Raw genomic sequence first — 15,213 nt, forward strand, 5'->3', positions numbered from 1 at the left:
AACTAACCAACGTTCGTTCGCTACTTGCTCACGCTCTGGGGGAGCGATGTCACAGCAGACCGCACCGCGCGGAGGAGTCCTCTGGGCCCTCCTGATCACCAGCGTCGCCGGATTCATGGCGGCCCTCGACAACCTCGTCGTCACCACCGCACTGCCCTCCATCCGCGAGGACCTCGGCGGCGCGCTGCACGACCTGGAGTGGACCGTGAGCGCCTACACGCTCACCTTCGCCGTCCTGCTGATGACCGGCGCGGCACTCGGCGACCGCTTCGGCCGCCGCCGGCTGTTCGTCATCGGACTGGTCATCTTCACCGGCGCGTCCGCCGCCGCGGCCCTGGCACCGGGCATCGACTTCCTGATCGCCGCCCGCGCGGTGCAGGGCGTCGGAGCGGCCGTCATGACACCGCTCACCCTGACCCTCCTCACGGCAGCCGTCCCGGCCGAGAAGCGCGGCATGGCGTACGGCATCTGGGGAGCCGTCAACGGGCTCGCGGTCGCCTCCGGACCGCTCATCGGCGGCACCCTCACCGAGCACATCTCCTGGCAGTGGATCTTCTGGCTGAACGTGCCGCTCGGTCTCGCCCTGATCCCGCTGGCCCGCCTGCGGCTGAAGGAGTCCCACGGCGCCGACACCCCGCTCGACATCCGCGGCACCGTACTCGCCAGCGGCGGCCTCTTCGGCATCGTCTACGGCCTGGTGCGCGGCCCCGTCGACGGCTGGAACGGCGCGACCGTCCTGACCGCCCTGATCACCGGCACCGTCCTGCTCGGCGCGTTCATCGGGCACGGCATCCGCGCCCGCAACCCCATGCTGCCGATGCGTCTGTTCCGCTCCCGTGCCTTCGCCGGCATCAACGCGGCCGGACTGATGATGTTCCTGGGCATGTTCGGCTCGATCTTCCTGCTCAGCCAGTACATGCAGGGCGTGCTCGGCTACTCGCCCACCGAGGCCGGACTGCGCATGCTGCCGTGGACCGCCATGCCCATGGTGATCGCCCCGATCGCCGGCATCCTCTCCGACCGCGTCGGCGGCCGTCCGATCGTCGCCGCGGGCCTCTTCCTCCAGGCAGCCGGCCTCGGCTACCTCGCCTTCGCCGCCACGGCCGACGCCTCCTACGCCTCCCAGCTGCCCGGACTGATCCTCGGCGGCTTCGGCATGGCCCTGTACTTCGCCCCGTCCTCCGCGCTCGTCATGTCCAGCGTGGCCGTCAGCGAGCAGGGCATCGCCTCCGGCGCCAACAACGCGCTCCGCGAGGTGGGCGGCGCGCTCGGCATCGCGATCATGTCCTCCGTCTTCACGGCCCAGGGCGGCTACGAGTCCGCCCAGACCTTCGTCGACGGCCTGCGGCCCGCCCTCGTGGTCGGCGCCGCGGTGGTCGCCCTGGCGGCAGCGGCCGCCCTCGCCATCCCGCGCTCCCGCCCCGCCCAGGCGGCCCCCGGCGCCCCGGCGGCCACGAAGGAACCGGTCCTGGAGACCGCCGGCCGCTGAACCCCGCGGTGCGCCCCGCCGCGTACGGCCCCGCCCTCTCCCGGGCGGGGCCGTACCCGTGCGTACCGGGGCTGTCGGTGCCGTCTCGTAGTCTTGGGCCCGTGCAGGAACTCCACGACGCCCCCCTCGCCCCGCTGACCACCTTCCGGCTGGGCGGCCCCGCCACTCGCCTGGTCACCGCCGAGACCGACGCCGAGGTGATCGCCGCGGTCCGCGAGGCCGACGCCGGCGGGACGCCCCTGCTGCTCATCGGCGGCGGCTCCAACCTCGTCATCGGCGACAAGGGCTTCGACGGCACCGCCCTGCGCATCGCCACGCGCGGCCTCACCCTCGACGGCACCACCCTGGAGCTGGCCGCCGGCGAGGTGTGGACCGACGCCGTCGCCCGCACCGTCGAGGCCGGCCTCGCCGGCATCGAGTGCCTCGCCGGCATCCCCGGCTCCGCGGGCGCCACCCCGATCCAGAACGTCGGCGCGTACGGCCAGGAGGTCTCCTCCACCATCACCGAGGTCATCGCCTACGACCGCCGCGCCGGCGAGACGGTGACCCTCTCCAACGAGGACTGCGCCTTCGGCTACCGCCACAGCCGCTTCAAGTCCGACCCCGAGCGGTACGTCGTCCTGCGCGTCCGCTTCCGCCTGGAGGACGCCGGCGGCCTCTCGGCGCCGGTCAAGTACGCCGAGACGGCCCGCGCCCTCGGCGTCGAGCCCGGCGACCGCGTGCCGCTCGCCGACGCCCGCGAGACCGTCCTGAAACTGCGCGCCGGCAAGGGCATGGTCCTCGACCCGGAGGACCACGACACCTGGTCCGCCGGCTCCTTCTTCACCAACCCCATCCTCACCGACGCCCAGTTCGCCGCCTTCCGGGCGCGCGTTTGCGAACGCCTCGGCGCCGACGCCGAACCCCCGGCCTACCCGGCCGGACCGGGCCACACCAAGACGTCCGCGGCCTGGCTGATCGACAAGGCGGGCTTCACCAAGGGCTACGGCACCGGCCCCGCCCGCATCTCCACCAAGCACACCCTCGCCCTCACCAACCGCGGGAACGCCACCACGGAGGACCTGCTCGCCCTCGCCCGCGAGGTGGTCGCCGGGGTCCGCGAGGCCTTCGGGATCACGCTGGTCAACGAGCCGGTGACGGTCGGCGTCAGCCTCTGACGGCCCCCGCCCGGGGCCCCGGCCTCTCACACCGGCGTGGTCAGCCACCGGTCCACCCCCGCCAGCAGCTCCGCCTTCACCCCCTCCGGCGCCACCGACGCCCGGATCGACTGCCGGGCCAGCTCCGCCAGCTCCGCGTCCGTGAAGCCGTGATGCTCCCGGGCGAGCTCGTACTGCGCGGCCAGCCGCGAACCGAACAGCAGCGGATCGTCCGCGCCCAGCGCCATCGGCACCCCCGCCTCGAACAAGGTCCGCAGCGGCACGTCCTCCGGCTTCTCGTACACCCCCAGCGCCACGTTCGAGGCCGGACACACCTCGCAGGTCACCTGCCGGTCCGCGAGCCGCTTCAGCAGCCGGGGATCCTGGGCCGCCTGCACCCCGTGACCGATGCGGTTCGCGCCCAGATCGTCGAGACAGTCCCGTACCGACGACGGCCCGGCCAGTTCCCCGCCGTGCGGCGCCGACAGCAGCCCGCCCTCCCGCGCGATCGCGAACGCCCGGTCGAAGTCCCGGGCCATGCCGCGCCGCTCGTCGTTGGAGAGCCCGAACCCGACGACGCCCCGGTCCGCGTACCGCACCGCCAGCCGCGCCAGCGTCCGCGCGTCCAGCGGATGCTTCATCCGGTTCGCGGCGACCAGCACCCGCATCCCCAGGCCGGTCTCCCGCACGGCCGTGTCCACCGCGTCCAGGATGACCTCCATCGCGGGGATCAGCCCGCCCAGCCGGGGGGCGTACGACGTCGGATCCACCTGGATCTCCAGCCATCGTGAGCCGTCCCGCAGATCCTCCTCCGCGGCCTCCCGCACCAGCCGCTGGATGTCCTCCGGCGAGCGCAGGCACGAGCGCGCCGCGTCGTACAGCCGCTGGAACCGGAACCAGCCCCGCTCGTCCGTCGCGCGCAGACTCGGCGGCTCGCCGCTGACCAGCGCCTCGCTCAGCGCGTCCGGCAGTCGTACGCCGTACTTGTCGGCCAGCTCCAGCAGGGTGCCCGGCCGCATGGAACCGGTGAAGTGCAGGTGCAGATGGGCTTTCGGCAGCTCAGAGAGATCACGTACGCGCTCCATTCCCAGATCCTGCCGTACGCCCCCGCCGCCTCGGTAGCCCGTTCACCGATCGTGGTCCTGCTCGCACAAACAAAGGGGGGCGCCCGCCGTGTCCGGCAGGCGCCCCCGACAGGGCGGACGTCAGTCCCTGGCCTCCGCCAGCAGCTTCTGGATCCGCGAGACGCCCTCGACGAGGTCCTCGTCACCCAGCGCGTACGACAGCCGCAGGTACCCCGGCGTCCCGAACGCCTCACCCGGCACCACGGCGACCTCCGCCTCGTCCAGGATCAGCGCGGCCAGCTCGACCGAGTCCTGCGGACGCTTCCCGCGGATCTCCTTGCCGAGCAGTCCCTTCACCGACGGGTACGCGTAGAAGGCGCCCTCCGGCTCCGGGCAGATCACGCCGTCGATCTCGTTCAGCATCCGCACGATCGTCTTGCGGCGCCGGTCGAACGCCTCCCGCATCGTCGCGACCGCGTCGAGGTCACCGGAGACCGCCGCGAGCGCGGCGACCTGCGCCACGTTGGACACGTTCGACGTGGCGTGCGACTGGAGGTTCGTCGCGGCCTTGACGACGTCCTTCGGGCCGATGATCCACCCGACCCGCCAGCCGGTCATCGCGTACGTCTTGGCGACGCCGTTGACGACGATGCACTTGTCGCGCAGCTCCGGCAGGATCGCCGGCAGCGAGGTGAACGTCGCGTCGCCGTAGACCAGGTGCTCGTAGATCTCGTCGGTGAGCACCCACAGGCCGTGCTCGACGGCCCAGCGGCCGATCGCCTCGGCCTCGGCCGCGCTGTAGACCGCGCCGGTCGGGTTCGACGGGGAGACGAAGAGGACGACCTTCGTCCGCTCGGTGCGGGCCGCCTCCAGCTGCTCCACGCTCACCCGGTAGCCGGTGGTCTCGTCGGCGACGACCTCCACCGGGACACCGCCGGCCAGCCGGATCGACTCCGGGTAGGTGGTCCAGTACGGCGCCGGGACGATGACCTCGTCGCCCGGGTCGAGGATCGCGGCGAACGCCTCGTAGATCGCCTGCTTGCCGCCGTTGGTGACCAGCACCTGCGACGGGTCCACCTCGTAGCCGGAGTCGCGCAGCGTCTTCTCGGCGATCGCGGCCTTCAGCTCGGGCAGGCCGCCGGCCGGGGTGTAGCGGTGGTACTTCGGGTTCCTGCAGGCCTCGACGGCCGCCTCGACGATGTAGTCCGGGGTCGGGAAGTCGGGCTCGCCGGCGCCGAAGCCGATCACCGGACGCCCGGCGGCCTTCAGGGCCTTCGCCTTGGCGTCCACGGCGAGGGTGGCGGACTCGGAGATCGCGCCGACTCGGGCGGAGACCCGGCGCTCGGTGGGAGGGGTTGCAGCGCTCATGGAGCCCATCGTTCCAGACCGGAAACGCGCCCGGCACACGGGTTTCACGGAGTGAGCAGGACCGGGCAGAGCACGGAACACCCGTCCGGATCCCCGCGCCGGCCTGGGTGATCTTCCGGCGAACGCACCCCGCTCTCCCGCCGGACACCGGCCGGTCCTGCCGCGCCGGGCGCCGTCATGGGTGCTTTCTGTTCGACGCCCGGCCTCGGACCACGTACACTCTCACCTCGTTGGCTCTCACGGGCCGCACTCGTCCGGTGCACACCGAGCACCCGTCCGGATGCGGTACGTTGGGGGACAGACAAAGGGTCGTAGCTCAATTGGTAGAGCACCGGTCTCCAAAACCGGCGGTTGGGGGTTCAAGTCCCTCCGGCCCTGCTACACACACCGCCAGGATGTGTGCGCAGGTACGTACAGCAATGCACCGCCGTGCGGCTCAGACCGGGCGCGGCACGGCCACGACCCGGGATCAGGTGAGGACTATGACGGACGCCGTGGGCTCCATCGACACGCCTGATGCCCAGGACGAGGCGCCCGAGTCGAAGAAGAGGACGCGCAAAGGCGGCAAGCGCGCGAAGAAGGGCCCGCTGAAGCGGCTCGCCCTCTTCTACCGCCAGATCGTCGCGGAACTCCGCAAGGTCGTCTGGCCCACGCGCAGCCAGCTGACGACGTATACGACCGTCGTGATCATCTTCGTCGTCATCATGATCGGCCTGGTCACCGTGATTGACTATGGGCTCGACCACGCAGCCAAGTACGTCTTCGGCTGAGCCAAGAGCGAAGGGCGCCGTCACTGGCGCCCCTTTCGCGTGTTCCACCCGTATGTATCCAGGAAGAAGCAGCCACCGTGTCTGACCCGAACCTGAACGACGCCATCGAGCCGGATGCGTCCGTGGATGACGAGCTCGACATCGTCGAGGGCGCGGACGAGGACCTGGACGAGGTCGAGGCTGCCGACGCCGAGGAGCCGGCCGAGGAGGCCGCCCTCGAGGTGACCGACGAGGACGAGGCCGAGGACGCCGAAGAGGCCGAGGCCGCCGCCGAAGCCGAGGAGGCCGAGGCGGAGCCCGAGCTCGACCCGGTCGAGAAGCTCCGCCAGGAGCTGCGCAGCCTGCCCGGCGAGTGGTACGTGATCCACACCTACGCCGGTTACGAGAACCGCGTGAAGACCAACCTGGAGCAGCGCGCCGTCTCGCTGAACGTCGAGGACTACATCTTCCAGGCCGAGGTGCCGCAGGAAGAGGTCGTCCAGATCAAGAACGGCGACCGCAAGACCATCCGCCAGAACAAGCTCCCCGGCTACGTCCTGGTGCGCATGGACCTGACGAACGAGTCCTGGGGCGTCGTCCGCAACACCCCCGGCGTCACCGGCTTCGTGGGCAACGCCTACGACCCGTACCCGCTGACCCTGGACGAGATCGTCAAGATGCTCGCCCCGGAGGCCGAGGAGAAGGCCGCCCGCGAGGCCGCCGAGGCCGAGGGCAAGCCGGCCCCGCAGCGCAAGGTCGAGGTCCAGGTGCTGGACTTCGAGGTCGGCGACTCGGTCACCGTCACCGACGGCCCGTTCGCCACGCTCCAGGCGACCATCAACGAGATCAACCCGGACTCGAAGAAGGTCAAGGGCCTGGTGGAGATCTTCGGCCGCGAGACCCCGGTCGAGCTGTCCTTCGACCAGATCCAGAAGAACTGAGCGCCAGCAGCGAGCGCGCGGTACCGAACACGTCGACGTCCGAGGGCGCCCCGCCGGTGAGCACCGGGCCGGGGCGCCCTCGGCGTGTGCGCACCGCGCCGGCCGCCGGGCTCCTCCTGCTCGCGCTGACGTACGTGGTGTGCTTCCCCGCCGCCTGGCAGCGCGCCGAGGCCCGGGGCGGCAACCGGCCCGCGCCGTCTTCCACGACGGCGCCTGTCTCCTCGGCGGGTGCCGTGTGACGTTCCCGGTCGCGGGGGAGCCGGTGACGGCCGCGCTGCCGGCCGGTACACGGGCCGGCGGGCTCGCCGACGGCGACTCCGTAGCCGTGCTCCACGTGCCGGGCGAGCCGGGGCGGGCCGTCCTCGCGGACGACGCCGGGCGCGGGAGCGTGGCCCTGCTGCTCGCGCTGCCACTGGCGGCGACACTCGCCGCGCTCGCCGCCGGGGCGGCGCACCTGGGCCGCGGCGAGCGGCGCGCCCGGCCCGTGCGGTCCTCTTGACCAGGGCGATTTCTGGTACGGAGGAAGCAGGGGCTATCGTTGTGCGGTATGCCATCTGCCTGGATCACGCTCCGGCGCCGATCCCCCTGTCGCAGGTGGTAATCAACCTCTCAGTAAGGACCCGGAGAGAGCATGCCTCCCAAGAAGAAGAAGGTCACGGGGCTCATCAAGCTCCAGATCCAGGCCGGTGCCGCCAACCCGGCCCCGCCGGTCGGCCCCGCGCTGGGTCAGCACGGCGTCAACATCATGGAGTTCTGCAAGGCCTACAACGCCGCGACCGAGTCGCAGCGCGGTTGGGTCATCCCGGTGGAGATCACGGTCTACGAGGACCGTTCCTTCACCTTCATCACCAAGACCCCTCCGGCCGCCAAGATGATCCTCAAGGCCGCGGGCGTGGAGAAGGGCTCCGGCGAGCCGCACAAGACCAAGGTCGCGAAGATCACCCGCGAGCAGGTCCGCGAGATCGCCACCACCAAGATGCCCGACCTCAACGCCAACGACCTGGACGCCGCCGAAAAGATCATCGCCGGCACCGCCCGTTCCATGGGCGTCACGGTCGAGGGCTGACCCTCACCCCCGTAGCGACAGCAGAAGTGTGGAAGGGCCTGCTCGGCCCGGACCACGACTCCTAGACTCAACAGGAGCTTTAAGTGAGCAAGCGCAGCAAGTCTCTCCGCGCTGCGGACGCCAAGATCGACCGGGAGAAGCTCTACGCTCCCCTCGAGGCCGTCCGTCTCGCCAAGGAGACCTCCACGACCAAGTTCGACGGCACCGTCGAGGTCGCCTTCCGCCTGGGTGTCGACCCGCGCAAGGCCGACCAGATGGTCCGTGGCACCGTGAACCTCCCGCACGGCACCGGTAAGACCGCCCGGGTCCTGGTCTTCGCGACCGGTGACCGTGCCGAGGCCGCGCGTGCCGCGGGCGCCGACATCGTCGGCGCCGACGAGCTGATCGACGAGGTCGCGAAGGGCCGTCTGGACTTCGACGCCGTCGTCGCCACCCCGGACCTCATGGGCAAGGTCGGCCGCCTCGGCCGCGTGCTCGGTCCCCGTGGTCTGATGCCGAACCCGAAGACCGGCACCGTGACCCCGGACGTCGCCAAGGCTGTCACCGACATCAAGGGCGGCAAGATCGAGTTCCGTGTCGACAAGCACGCGAACCTGCACTTCATCATCGGCAAGACGTCGTTCGACGACACCAAGCTGGTGGAGAACTACGGCGCGGCCCTGGAGGAGATCCTCCGTCTGAAGCCGTCCGCCGCCAAGGGTCGCTACATCAAGAAGGCCGCCATCACCACCACGATGGGCCCCGGCATCCCGGTCGACCCGAACCGCACCCGCAACCTCCTCGTCGAGGAGGACCCGGCCGCGGTCTGAGCCTGAGGCTCACCCGAACCGGTTCACGGGCCCCGCACTCTTCCTGGGTGCGGGGCCCGTTCCCGTTTCCGGCCGCAGTGTGGCGCGAGCGGCCGTGTGGTGCTGTGCGGCCGTGTGGCGCTGTGCGGTGCGCTCGGCGCCCTGTGGCGCCTGATGCCTCCGGAGAATACGGGGCCCGCGGTTCTCCCTCTCGGATAGGCTCGCGGCCTCTGTGTGTCAGGCTGCGTCAGCCATGTGTCCCGTGGGGGGAATCCATGAAGTCCGCCAGGTCCGCCAAGCCGTCCATATCCGCCGCCGCGCTCGCCGCCCTGCTGCTCGCCGGCGGTGCCGTGAGCTGCGGGACGGAGGAAGCGCCCGCGATGTCGCCGGCGGCGGCCGTCGCCGAGGCGGCGAAGAACACGGAGGACATCTCCTCCCTCCGCTACCGCATGAAGGGCGAGATCCCCCAGCAGGGCCACGTCGAGGCCGAGGCGTCCTTGCGGACGAAGCCCTCCATGGCCATGAGCATGCAGATGTCGGCGCTCGACCAGGGCCCGGAGGGCACCGTCGAGATCCGCCTCGTCGACAAGGCGATGTACATCGGCGGCGGCCCGGAGATGGCCAAGGAGATGGACGGCAAGAGCTGGATGAAGTTCGACCTGTCCGCGCTCGGCGCCGACAAGGAGATGAACCAGCTCGGCGCCGCGGGCACGGCCGAGAAGAACCCGGCCGCGGAGACCGCCCTCCTCACCGGCGCCGAGGACGTCGAGCGGGTCGGCACCGAGAAGGTCGACGGCGTGCAGACCACCCGGTACTCGGGCACGGTCACCCTCGACGAGTTCCGCGACTCCCTGAAGGACGAGGACAGGGCCACCCGCGAGCGCCGCGAGAAGAGCCTCGACCAGTACGAGAAGATGGGCGTCGACGAGATCACCATGGACATGTGGGTCGACGGCGAGGATCGCACCAAGCAGTTCCGGGTGCGCGGCAAGGCCGACGGCGGCCCGCTCGACCTGACCATCACCTTCCTCGACGTCAACGAGCCGGTGAAGGTCACCGCCCCGCCCGCCGGGGAGGTCGCCGACCTCGCGGAGATGATGCGCGAGAGCGGCGCCTGACCGCCGTAACCGGTCCTCCGTCCGGCGTACCCGATCGTCCCGCGGTGACCGGATTTGCTTGACGGCGATCCGGTCACGTACTCTCCTACCGAAGCCAAAGACCGCTGGTCGTTGCCGTGCGCTCATACGAGGGCGCGGTGGCCGAAGGATCCGCTGAACTGCGGACGACCCGCGCAGGTGACAGTGGAAGTGCTCCCGGATCGGTTCCGCCCGTACGGAATCCGTCTGGTCGAGCTACGCCCCGTGCGCCTGTGCCGGGGCGTTTCGTTTTCCCCAGTCCTCCTTCGGGTCCGCGCGGTCCGAATCACCCGGAAGGAGGCCGAGGCTCTATGGCGAGGCCCGACAAGGCTGCCGCGGTTGCCGAACTGACGGACAAGTTCCGCAGCTCCAACGCCGCCGTGCTGACCGAGTACCGCGGTCTCACCGTGGCGCAGCTCAAGACGCTGCGTCGTTCGCTCGGTGAGAACGCCCAGTACGCCGTGGTGAAGAACACGCTGACCAAGATTGCGGCCAACGAGGCCGGGATCACGCTGGACGACCAGCTCTTCGCTGGTCCGACGGCCGTCGCCTTCGTCACCGGTGACCCGGTGGAGTCGGCGAAGGGTCTCCGTGACTTCGCCAAGGAGAACCCCAATCTCGTCATCAAGGGCGGTGTCCTTGACGGCAAGGCGCTGTCCGCCGACGAGATCAAGAAGCTTGCGGACCTCGAGTCCCGCGAGGTTCTGCTGTCCAAGCTGGCCGGTGCCTTCAAGGCGAAGCAGTCCCAGGCTGCCTCCGTCTTCCAGGCCCTGCCCTCGAAGCTCGTCCGCACCGTGGACGCGCTCCGTGCCAAGCAGGACGAGCAGGGCGGTGCCGAGTAATTCGGCTCGCTTTCTGATCCTCGCCGCCTGAGCGCGGCAAGGGTCGCAGCGGGCCCGAACGTACGCCCGCCTCACCCAGTACATCCGGCACCTGCCGATTGAGTGGAAGGACCGCCATCATGGCGAAGCTCACCCAGGACGAGCTGCTTGCCCAGTTCGAGGAGATGACCCTCATCGAGCTCTCCGAGTTCGTGAAGGCCTTCGAGGAGAAGTTCGACGTCACCGCCGCCGCTGCCGCGCCGGTCGTCGTCGCCGGTGGTGCCGCTGGTGGCGCCGCCGCCGAGACCGCCGAGGAGAAGGACGAGTTCGACGTCATCCTCACCGGCGCCGGCGACAAGAAGATCCAGGTCATCAAGGTCGTGCGCGAGCTGACCTCCCTGGGTCTGAAGGAGGCCAAGGACCTCGTCGACGGCACCCCGAAGCCGGTCCTCGAGAAGGTCAACAAGGAGCAGGCCGACAAGGCCGCCGAGGCCCTCAAGGGCGCCGGCGCCTCCGTCGAGGTCAAGTAAGACCTCGCGGTTCGCACCGCACTCCCGCGACGCCGAGCACAGCCGTCTGAGGCGTAGCCTCGCGAGGCTGTAACGCGAACGCACCGAAGAGCGATCATCCATCCGGGTGGTCGCTCTTCGGCGTTCTCGGAGGGCGGGCCGCGCTTGCCTTGCGCCCCCCGTGGGGAGGGGTAAGGTGATCTTCGTCGTGTCTCCGGAGCACCTGGTTCCGGCCAAGGGGGCCTTGACGAACCGCACGCAGCGCGCAATTCTCAGGACGCGTCGTCACAACGGTCCGAATCCGAGGCATGGATCGACGACGAAGAGGGCAGTATCAACGTGCGTTGAGGGCAGGCATGACGCAGGCGTTGAGAACAAGGGTCTCCGGAATCCGGGGCTGGACATCAGTGTGCCGAGTGGCTACACTGACCCTTTGCGCTGCCTGTTAGCTGTCCCCTGCCCGTCACCAGGGGTCTGCCCTCACCCGAGCACCGGCACCTCGTCCCCTCTGACCTGGGGAAAGTGTCTCTGCATATGGGGGAGGGGCCGGTACGCGCGTAGTGAGTCCGAGCCCTCGGAAGGACCCCCTCTTGGCCGCCTCGCGCAACGCCTCGACCGCGAATACGAACAACGCTGCCAGCACCGCCCCGCTGCGCATCTCCTTTGCAAAGATCAAGGAGCCCCTCGAGGTTCCGAACCTTCTCGCGCTCCAGACCGAGAGCTTCGACTGGCTGCTCGGCAACGACGCGTGGAAGGCTCGCGTCGAGGAGGCCCTCGAGAACGGTCAGGACGTCCCCACCAAGTCCGGTCTGGAGGAGATCTTCGAGGAGATCTCCCCGATCGAGGACTTCAGCGGGTCGATGTCGCTGACCTTCCGCGACCACCGCTTCGAGCCGCCGAAGAACTCGATCGACGAGTGCAAGGAGCGCGACTTCACCTACGCCGCGCCGCTCTTCGTCACGGCCGAGTTCACGAACAACGAGACCGGCGAGATCAAGTCCCAGACGGTCTTCATGGGCGACTTCCCGCTCATGACCAACAAGGGCACCTTCGTCATCAACGGCACCGAGCGTGTCGTGGTGTCGCAGCTGGTCCGTTCGCCGGGTGTCTACTTCGACTCCACCATCGACAAGACCTCTGACAAGGACATCTTCTCCGCCAAGATCATCCCGTCCCGGGGTGCCTGGCTGGAGATGGAGATCGACAAGCGCGACATGGTCGGTGTCCGCATCGACCGCAAGCGCAAGCAGTCCGTGACCGTCCTCCTCAAGGCGCTCGGCTGGACGACCGAGCAGATCCTCGAGGAGTTCGGCGAATACGAGTCCATGCGCGCCACCCTGGAGAAGGACCACACCCAGGGCCAGGACGACGCGCTGCTCGACATCTACCGCAAGCTGCGTCCGGGCGAGCCCCCCACGCGTGAGGCCGCGCAGACGCTGCTCGAGAACCTCTACTTCAACCCCAAGCGCTACGACCTCGCCAAGGTCGGCCGCTACAAGGTCAACAAGAAGCTGGGTACGGACACCCCGCTGGACGCGGGCATCCTGACCGTCGAGGACATCATCGCGACGATCAAGTACCTGGTGAAGCTGCACGCCGGCGAGACCGAGACGACCGGCGACAACGGCGAGACGGTCGTCGTCGAGACCGACGACATCGACCACTTCGGCAACCGTCGTCTGCGCAGCGTCGGCGAGCTCATCCAGAACCAGGTCCGCACGGGTCTGGCGCGTATGGAGCGTGTCGTCCGCGAGCGGATGACGACCCAGGACGTCGAGGCGATCACGCCGCAGACCCTGATCAACATCCGGCCGGTCGTCGCCTCCATCAAGGAGTTCTTCGGCACCAGCCAGCTGTCCCAGTTCATGGACCAGAACAACCCGCTGTCCGGGCTGACGCACAAGCGTCGTCTGTCCGCGCTCGGCCCGGGTGGTCTCTCCCGTGAGCGGGCCGGCTTCGAGGTCCGCGACGTGCACCCGTCGCACTACGGCCGCATGTGCCCGATCGAGACCCCCGAAGGCCCGAACATCGGTCTGATCGGCTCGCTCGCCACCTACGGTCGCGTCAACGCCTTCGGTTTCGTCGAGACGCCGTACCGCAAGGTGATCGACGGCCAGGTCACGGACGAGGTCAACTACCTCACCGCCGACGAGGAAGACCGCTTCGTCATCGCGCAGGCCAACGCGCCGCTCACCGACGACATGCGGTTCGCCGAGGCCCGCGTGCTGGTCCGCCGCCGTGGCGGCGAGGTCGACTACGTCGCGCCCGAGGACGTGGACTACATGGACGTCTCGCCGCGCCAGATGGTGTCGGTCGCGACCGCCATGATCCCCTTCCTCGAGCACGACGACGCCAACCGTGCCCTCATGGGCGCGAACATGATGCGCCAGGCCGTTCCGCTCATCCAGGCGGAGGCCCCGCTCGTCGGCACCGGCATGGAGTACCGCTCCGCCGTCGACGCCGGCGACGTCGTCAAGGCCGAGAAGGCCGGTGTGGTCCAGGAGGTCTCCGCGGACTACATCACCACCGCCAACGACGACGGCACGTACATCACGTACCGCCTGGCCAAGTTCGCCCGCTCCAACCAGGGCACCTCGGTCAACCAGAAGGTCATCGTCAACGAGGGCGACCGGGTCGTCGAGGGCCAGGTCCTCGCCGACGGTCCGGCCACCCAGAACGGCGAGATGGCCCTCGGCAAGAACCTGCTCGTGGCGTTCATGCCGTGGGAGGGTCACAACTACGAGGACGCGATCATCCTGTCGCAGCGCCTCGTGCAGGACGACGTCCTCTCCTCGATCCACATCGAGGAGCACGAGGTCGACGCCCGTGACACCAAGCTCGGCCCCGAGGAGATCACCCGGGACATCCCGAACGTCTCCGAGGAGGTCCTCGCCGACCTCGACGAACGCGGCATCATCCGCATCGGCGCCGAGGTCATCGCCGGTGACATCCTCGTCGGCAAGGTCACGCCCAAGGGTGAGACCGAGCTGACGCCGGAGGAGCGCCTGCTGCGCGCGATCTTCGGTGAGAAGGCCCGTGAGGTCCGTGACACCTCGCTGAAGGTGCCGCACGGTGAGACCGGCAAGGTCATCGGCGTGCGCGTCTTCGACCGCGAGGAGGGCGACGAGCTGCCGCCCGGCGTCAACCAGCTGGTGCGTGTGTATGTTGCGCAGAAGCGCAAGATCACCGACGGTGACAAGCTCGCCGGCCGCCACGGCAACAAGGGTGTCATCTCCAAGATCCTGCCGATCGAGGACATGCCGTTCCTGGAGGACGGCACCCCGGTCGACATCATCCTCAACCCGCTGGGTGTGCCGTCCCGAATGAACCCGGGACAGGTGCTGGAGATCCACCTCGGCTGGCTCGCCAGCCGCGGCTGGGACGTCTCCGGCCTGGCCGACGAGTGGGCGCAGCGCCTCCAGGCGATCGGCGCCGACAAGGTCGAGCCCGGCACCAACGTGGCCACCCCGGTCTTCGACGGTGCGCGCGAGGACGAGCTGGCGGGTCTGCTGCAGCACACCATCCCGAACCGCGACGGCGAGCGCATGGTGCTCCCGTCCGGCAAGGCGCGGCTGTTCGACGGCCGTAGCGGTGAGCCGTTCCCGGACCCGATCTCGGTCGGCTACATGTACATCCTGAAGCTGCACCACCTGGTCGACGACAAGCTGCACGCCCGCTCGACCGGCCCGTACTCGATGATCACCCAGCAGCCGCTGGGTGGTAAGGCCCAGTTCGGTGGCCAGCGGTTCGGCGAGATGGAGGTGTGGGCACTCGAGGCCTACGGCGCCGCCTACGCCCTCCAGGAGCTGCTGACCATCAAGTCCGACGACGTCACCGGCCGCGTGAAGGTCTACGAGGCCATCGTCAAGGGCGAGAACATCCCCGAACCCGGCATCCCCGAGTCCTTCAAGGTGCTCATCAAGGAGATGCAGTCTCTCTGCCTGAACGTGGAGGTGCTGTCCAGCGACGGTATGTCCATCGAGATGCGTGACACCGACGAGGATGTCTTCCGCGCTGCGGAGGAGCTCGGTATCGACCTGTCCCGGCGCGAGCCGAGCAGCGTCGAAGAGGTCTGACGGGAGTCCGGTCCGGAGGTTCAGCGATGAAGATCCCTGAGCCTCCGGCCGGCCCCAGGACCCCCGTATC

The 15,213-nt window shown here is 69.4% G+C and carries 14 protein-coding genes and 1 tRNA gene; 13 read left to right on the forward strand and 2 right to left on the reverse strand.

Annotation, left to right across the window (positions count from 1 at the left end; translation table 11 throughout):
• The first annotated feature begins 46 nt into the window (after positions 1 to 46).
• Positions 47 to 1,489, forward strand: coding sequence for a DHA2 family efflux MFS transporter permease subunit (locus tag G7Z13_RS20795; protein ID WP_166001477.1), 1,443 nt, complete (start codon positions 47 to 49; stop codon positions 1,487 to 1,489).
• A gap of 101 nt (positions 1,490 to 1,590) precedes the next feature.
• Positions 1,591 to 2,646, forward strand: coding sequence for a UDP-N-acetylmuramate dehydrogenase (locus tag G7Z13_RS20800; protein ID WP_166001479.1), 1,056 nt, complete (start codon positions 1,591 to 1,593; stop codon positions 2,644 to 2,646).
• 26 nt (positions 2,647 to 2,672) lie between these two features.
• Here G7Z13_RS20800 and G7Z13_RS20805 read toward each other — a convergent pair whose 3' ends face one another.
• Together G7Z13_RS20805 and G7Z13_RS20810 are read right to left on the reverse strand one after the other, a co-directional pair.
• A complete protein-coding gene (locus tag G7Z13_RS20805; protein ID WP_166001480.1) occupies positions 2,673 to 3,710 on the reverse strand; it encodes an adenosine deaminase in 1,038 nt (345 codons plus the stop codon).
• Between the two features lie 120 nt (positions 3,711 to 3,830).
• A complete protein-coding gene (locus tag G7Z13_RS20810; RefSeq protein WP_166001482.1) occupies positions 3,831 to 5,057 on the reverse strand; it encodes a pyridoxal phosphate-dependent aminotransferase in 1,227 nt (408 codons plus the stop codon).
• 305 nt (positions 5,058 to 5,362) lie between these two features.
• On the opposite strand from G7Z13_RS20810, the gene G7Z13_RS20815 reads away from it, so the two are divergent.
• From G7Z13_RS20815 to rpoB, 11 genes are all read left to right on the forward strand, one after another.
• Positions 5,363 to 5,435 (forward strand) — tRNA-Trp (locus G7Z13_RS20815).
• A 104-nt stretch (positions 5,436 to 5,539) separates the two neighbouring features.
• Positions 5,540 to 5,827, forward strand: a complete 288-nt coding sequence (gene secE / locus G7Z13_RS20820; RefSeq protein WP_166001484.1) for a preprotein translocase subunit SecE — start codon at positions 5,540 to 5,542, stop codon at positions 5,825 to 5,827.
• Between the two features lie 77 nt (positions 5,828 to 5,904).
• Complete coding sequence (gene nusG, locus G7Z13_RS20825; RefSeq protein ID WP_166001486.1) at positions 5,905 to 6,747, forward strand: transcription termination/antitermination protein NusG; 843 nt, start codon at positions 5,905 to 5,907, stop codon at positions 6,745 to 6,747.
• Positions 6,748 to 6,833: 86 nt separating this feature from the next.
• Positions 6,834 to 6,986, forward strand: coding sequence for a hypothetical protein (locus tag G7Z13_RS20830; RefSeq protein ID WP_166001488.1), 153 nt, complete (start codon positions 6,834 to 6,836; stop codon positions 6,984 to 6,986).
• On the forward strand, positions 6,983 to 7,246 hold the full coding sequence (locus G7Z13_RS20835) for a hypothetical protein (protein ID WP_166001490.1): 264 nt from the start codon (positions 6,983 to 6,985) through the stop codon (positions 7,244 to 7,246). The genes G7Z13_RS20830 and G7Z13_RS20835 overlap by 4 nt, the downstream gene beginning before the upstream one ends.
• Before the next feature lie 132 nt (positions 7,247 to 7,378).
• Positions 7,379 to 7,813, forward strand: coding sequence for a 50S ribosomal protein L11 (gene rplK / locus G7Z13_RS20840; protein WP_019525223.1), 435 nt, complete (start codon positions 7,379 to 7,381; stop codon positions 7,811 to 7,813).
• Between the two features lie 83 nt (positions 7,814 to 7,896).
• Positions 7,897 to 8,622, forward strand: coding sequence for a 50S ribosomal protein L1 (rplA, locus tag G7Z13_RS20845; RefSeq protein ID WP_166001492.1), 726 nt, complete (start codon positions 7,897 to 7,899; stop codon positions 8,620 to 8,622).
• A gap of 254 nt (positions 8,623 to 8,876) precedes the next feature.
• Positions 8,877 to 9,719: an LppX_LprAFG lipoprotein gene (locus tag G7Z13_RS20850; protein ID WP_166001494.1), complete on the forward strand. Its 843-nt coding sequence runs from the start codon at positions 8,877 to 8,879 to the stop codon at positions 9,717 to 9,719.
• 329 nt (positions 9,720 to 10,048) lie between these two features.
• Positions 10,049 to 10,579 (forward strand): 50S ribosomal protein L10, encoded by a 531-nt coding sequence (gene rplJ, locus G7Z13_RS20855; protein WP_145829782.1) that lies wholly within the window; start codon positions 10,049 to 10,051, stop codon positions 10,577 to 10,579.
• Positions 10,580 to 10,698: 119 nt separating this feature from the next.
• The gene (rplL, locus tag G7Z13_RS20860; protein WP_166001496.1) at positions 10,699 to 11,088 is read left to right on the forward strand and encodes a 50S ribosomal protein L7/L12; all 390 of its coding nucleotides are present in this window, start codon (positions 10,699 to 10,701) and stop codon (positions 11,086 to 11,088) included.
• A gap of 569 nt (positions 11,089 to 11,657) precedes the next feature.
• Positions 11,658 to 15,143 (forward strand): DNA-directed RNA polymerase subunit beta, encoded by a 3,486-nt coding sequence (gene rpoB, locus G7Z13_RS20865; protein ID WP_166001497.1) that lies wholly within the window; start codon positions 11,658 to 11,660, stop codon positions 15,141 to 15,143.
• Positions 15,144 to 15,213: the final 70 nt, after the last annotated feature.

The organism is Streptomyces sp. JB150, assembly GCF_011193355.1.
Classification (GTDB): domain Bacteria; phylum Actinomycetota; class Actinomycetes; order Streptomycetales; family Streptomycetaceae; genus Streptomyces.

What these genes read in the sequence shown, in the direction of transcription:
- G7Z13_RS20810 (WP_166001482.1), bottom strand. Translation starts at nt 5,057, where the DNA reads ATGAGCGCTGCAACCCCTCCCACCGAGCGCCGGGTCTCCGCCCGAGTC.
- G7Z13_RS20805 (WP_166001480.1), bottom strand. Translation starts at nt 3,710, where the DNA reads ATGGAGCGCGTACGTGATCTCTCTGAGCTGCCGAAAGCCCATCTGCAC.
- rplL (WP_166001496.1), top strand. Translation starts at nt 10,699, where the DNA reads ATGGCGAAGCTCACCCAGGACGAGCTGCTTGCCCAGTTCGAGGAGATG.
- rplK (WP_019525223.1), top strand. Translation starts at nt 7,379, where the DNA reads ATGCCTCCCAAGAAGAAGAAGGTCACGGGGCTCATCAAGCTCCAGATC.
- secE (WP_166001484.1), top strand. Translation starts at nt 5,540, where the DNA reads ATGACGGACGCCGTGGGCTCCATCGACACGCCTGATGCCCAGGACGAG.
- rplJ (WP_145829782.1), top strand. Translation starts at nt 10,049, where the DNA reads ATGGCGAGGCCCGACAAGGCTGCCGCGGTTGCCGAACTGACGGACAAG.
- G7Z13_RS20795 (WP_166001477.1), top strand. Translation starts at nt 47, where the DNA reads ATGTCACAGCAGACCGCACCGCGCGGAGGAGTCCTCTGGGCCCTCCTG.
- G7Z13_RS20850 (WP_166001494.1), top strand. Translation starts at nt 8,877, where the DNA reads ATGAAGTCCGCCAGGTCCGCCAAGCCGTCCATATCCGCCGCCGCGCTC.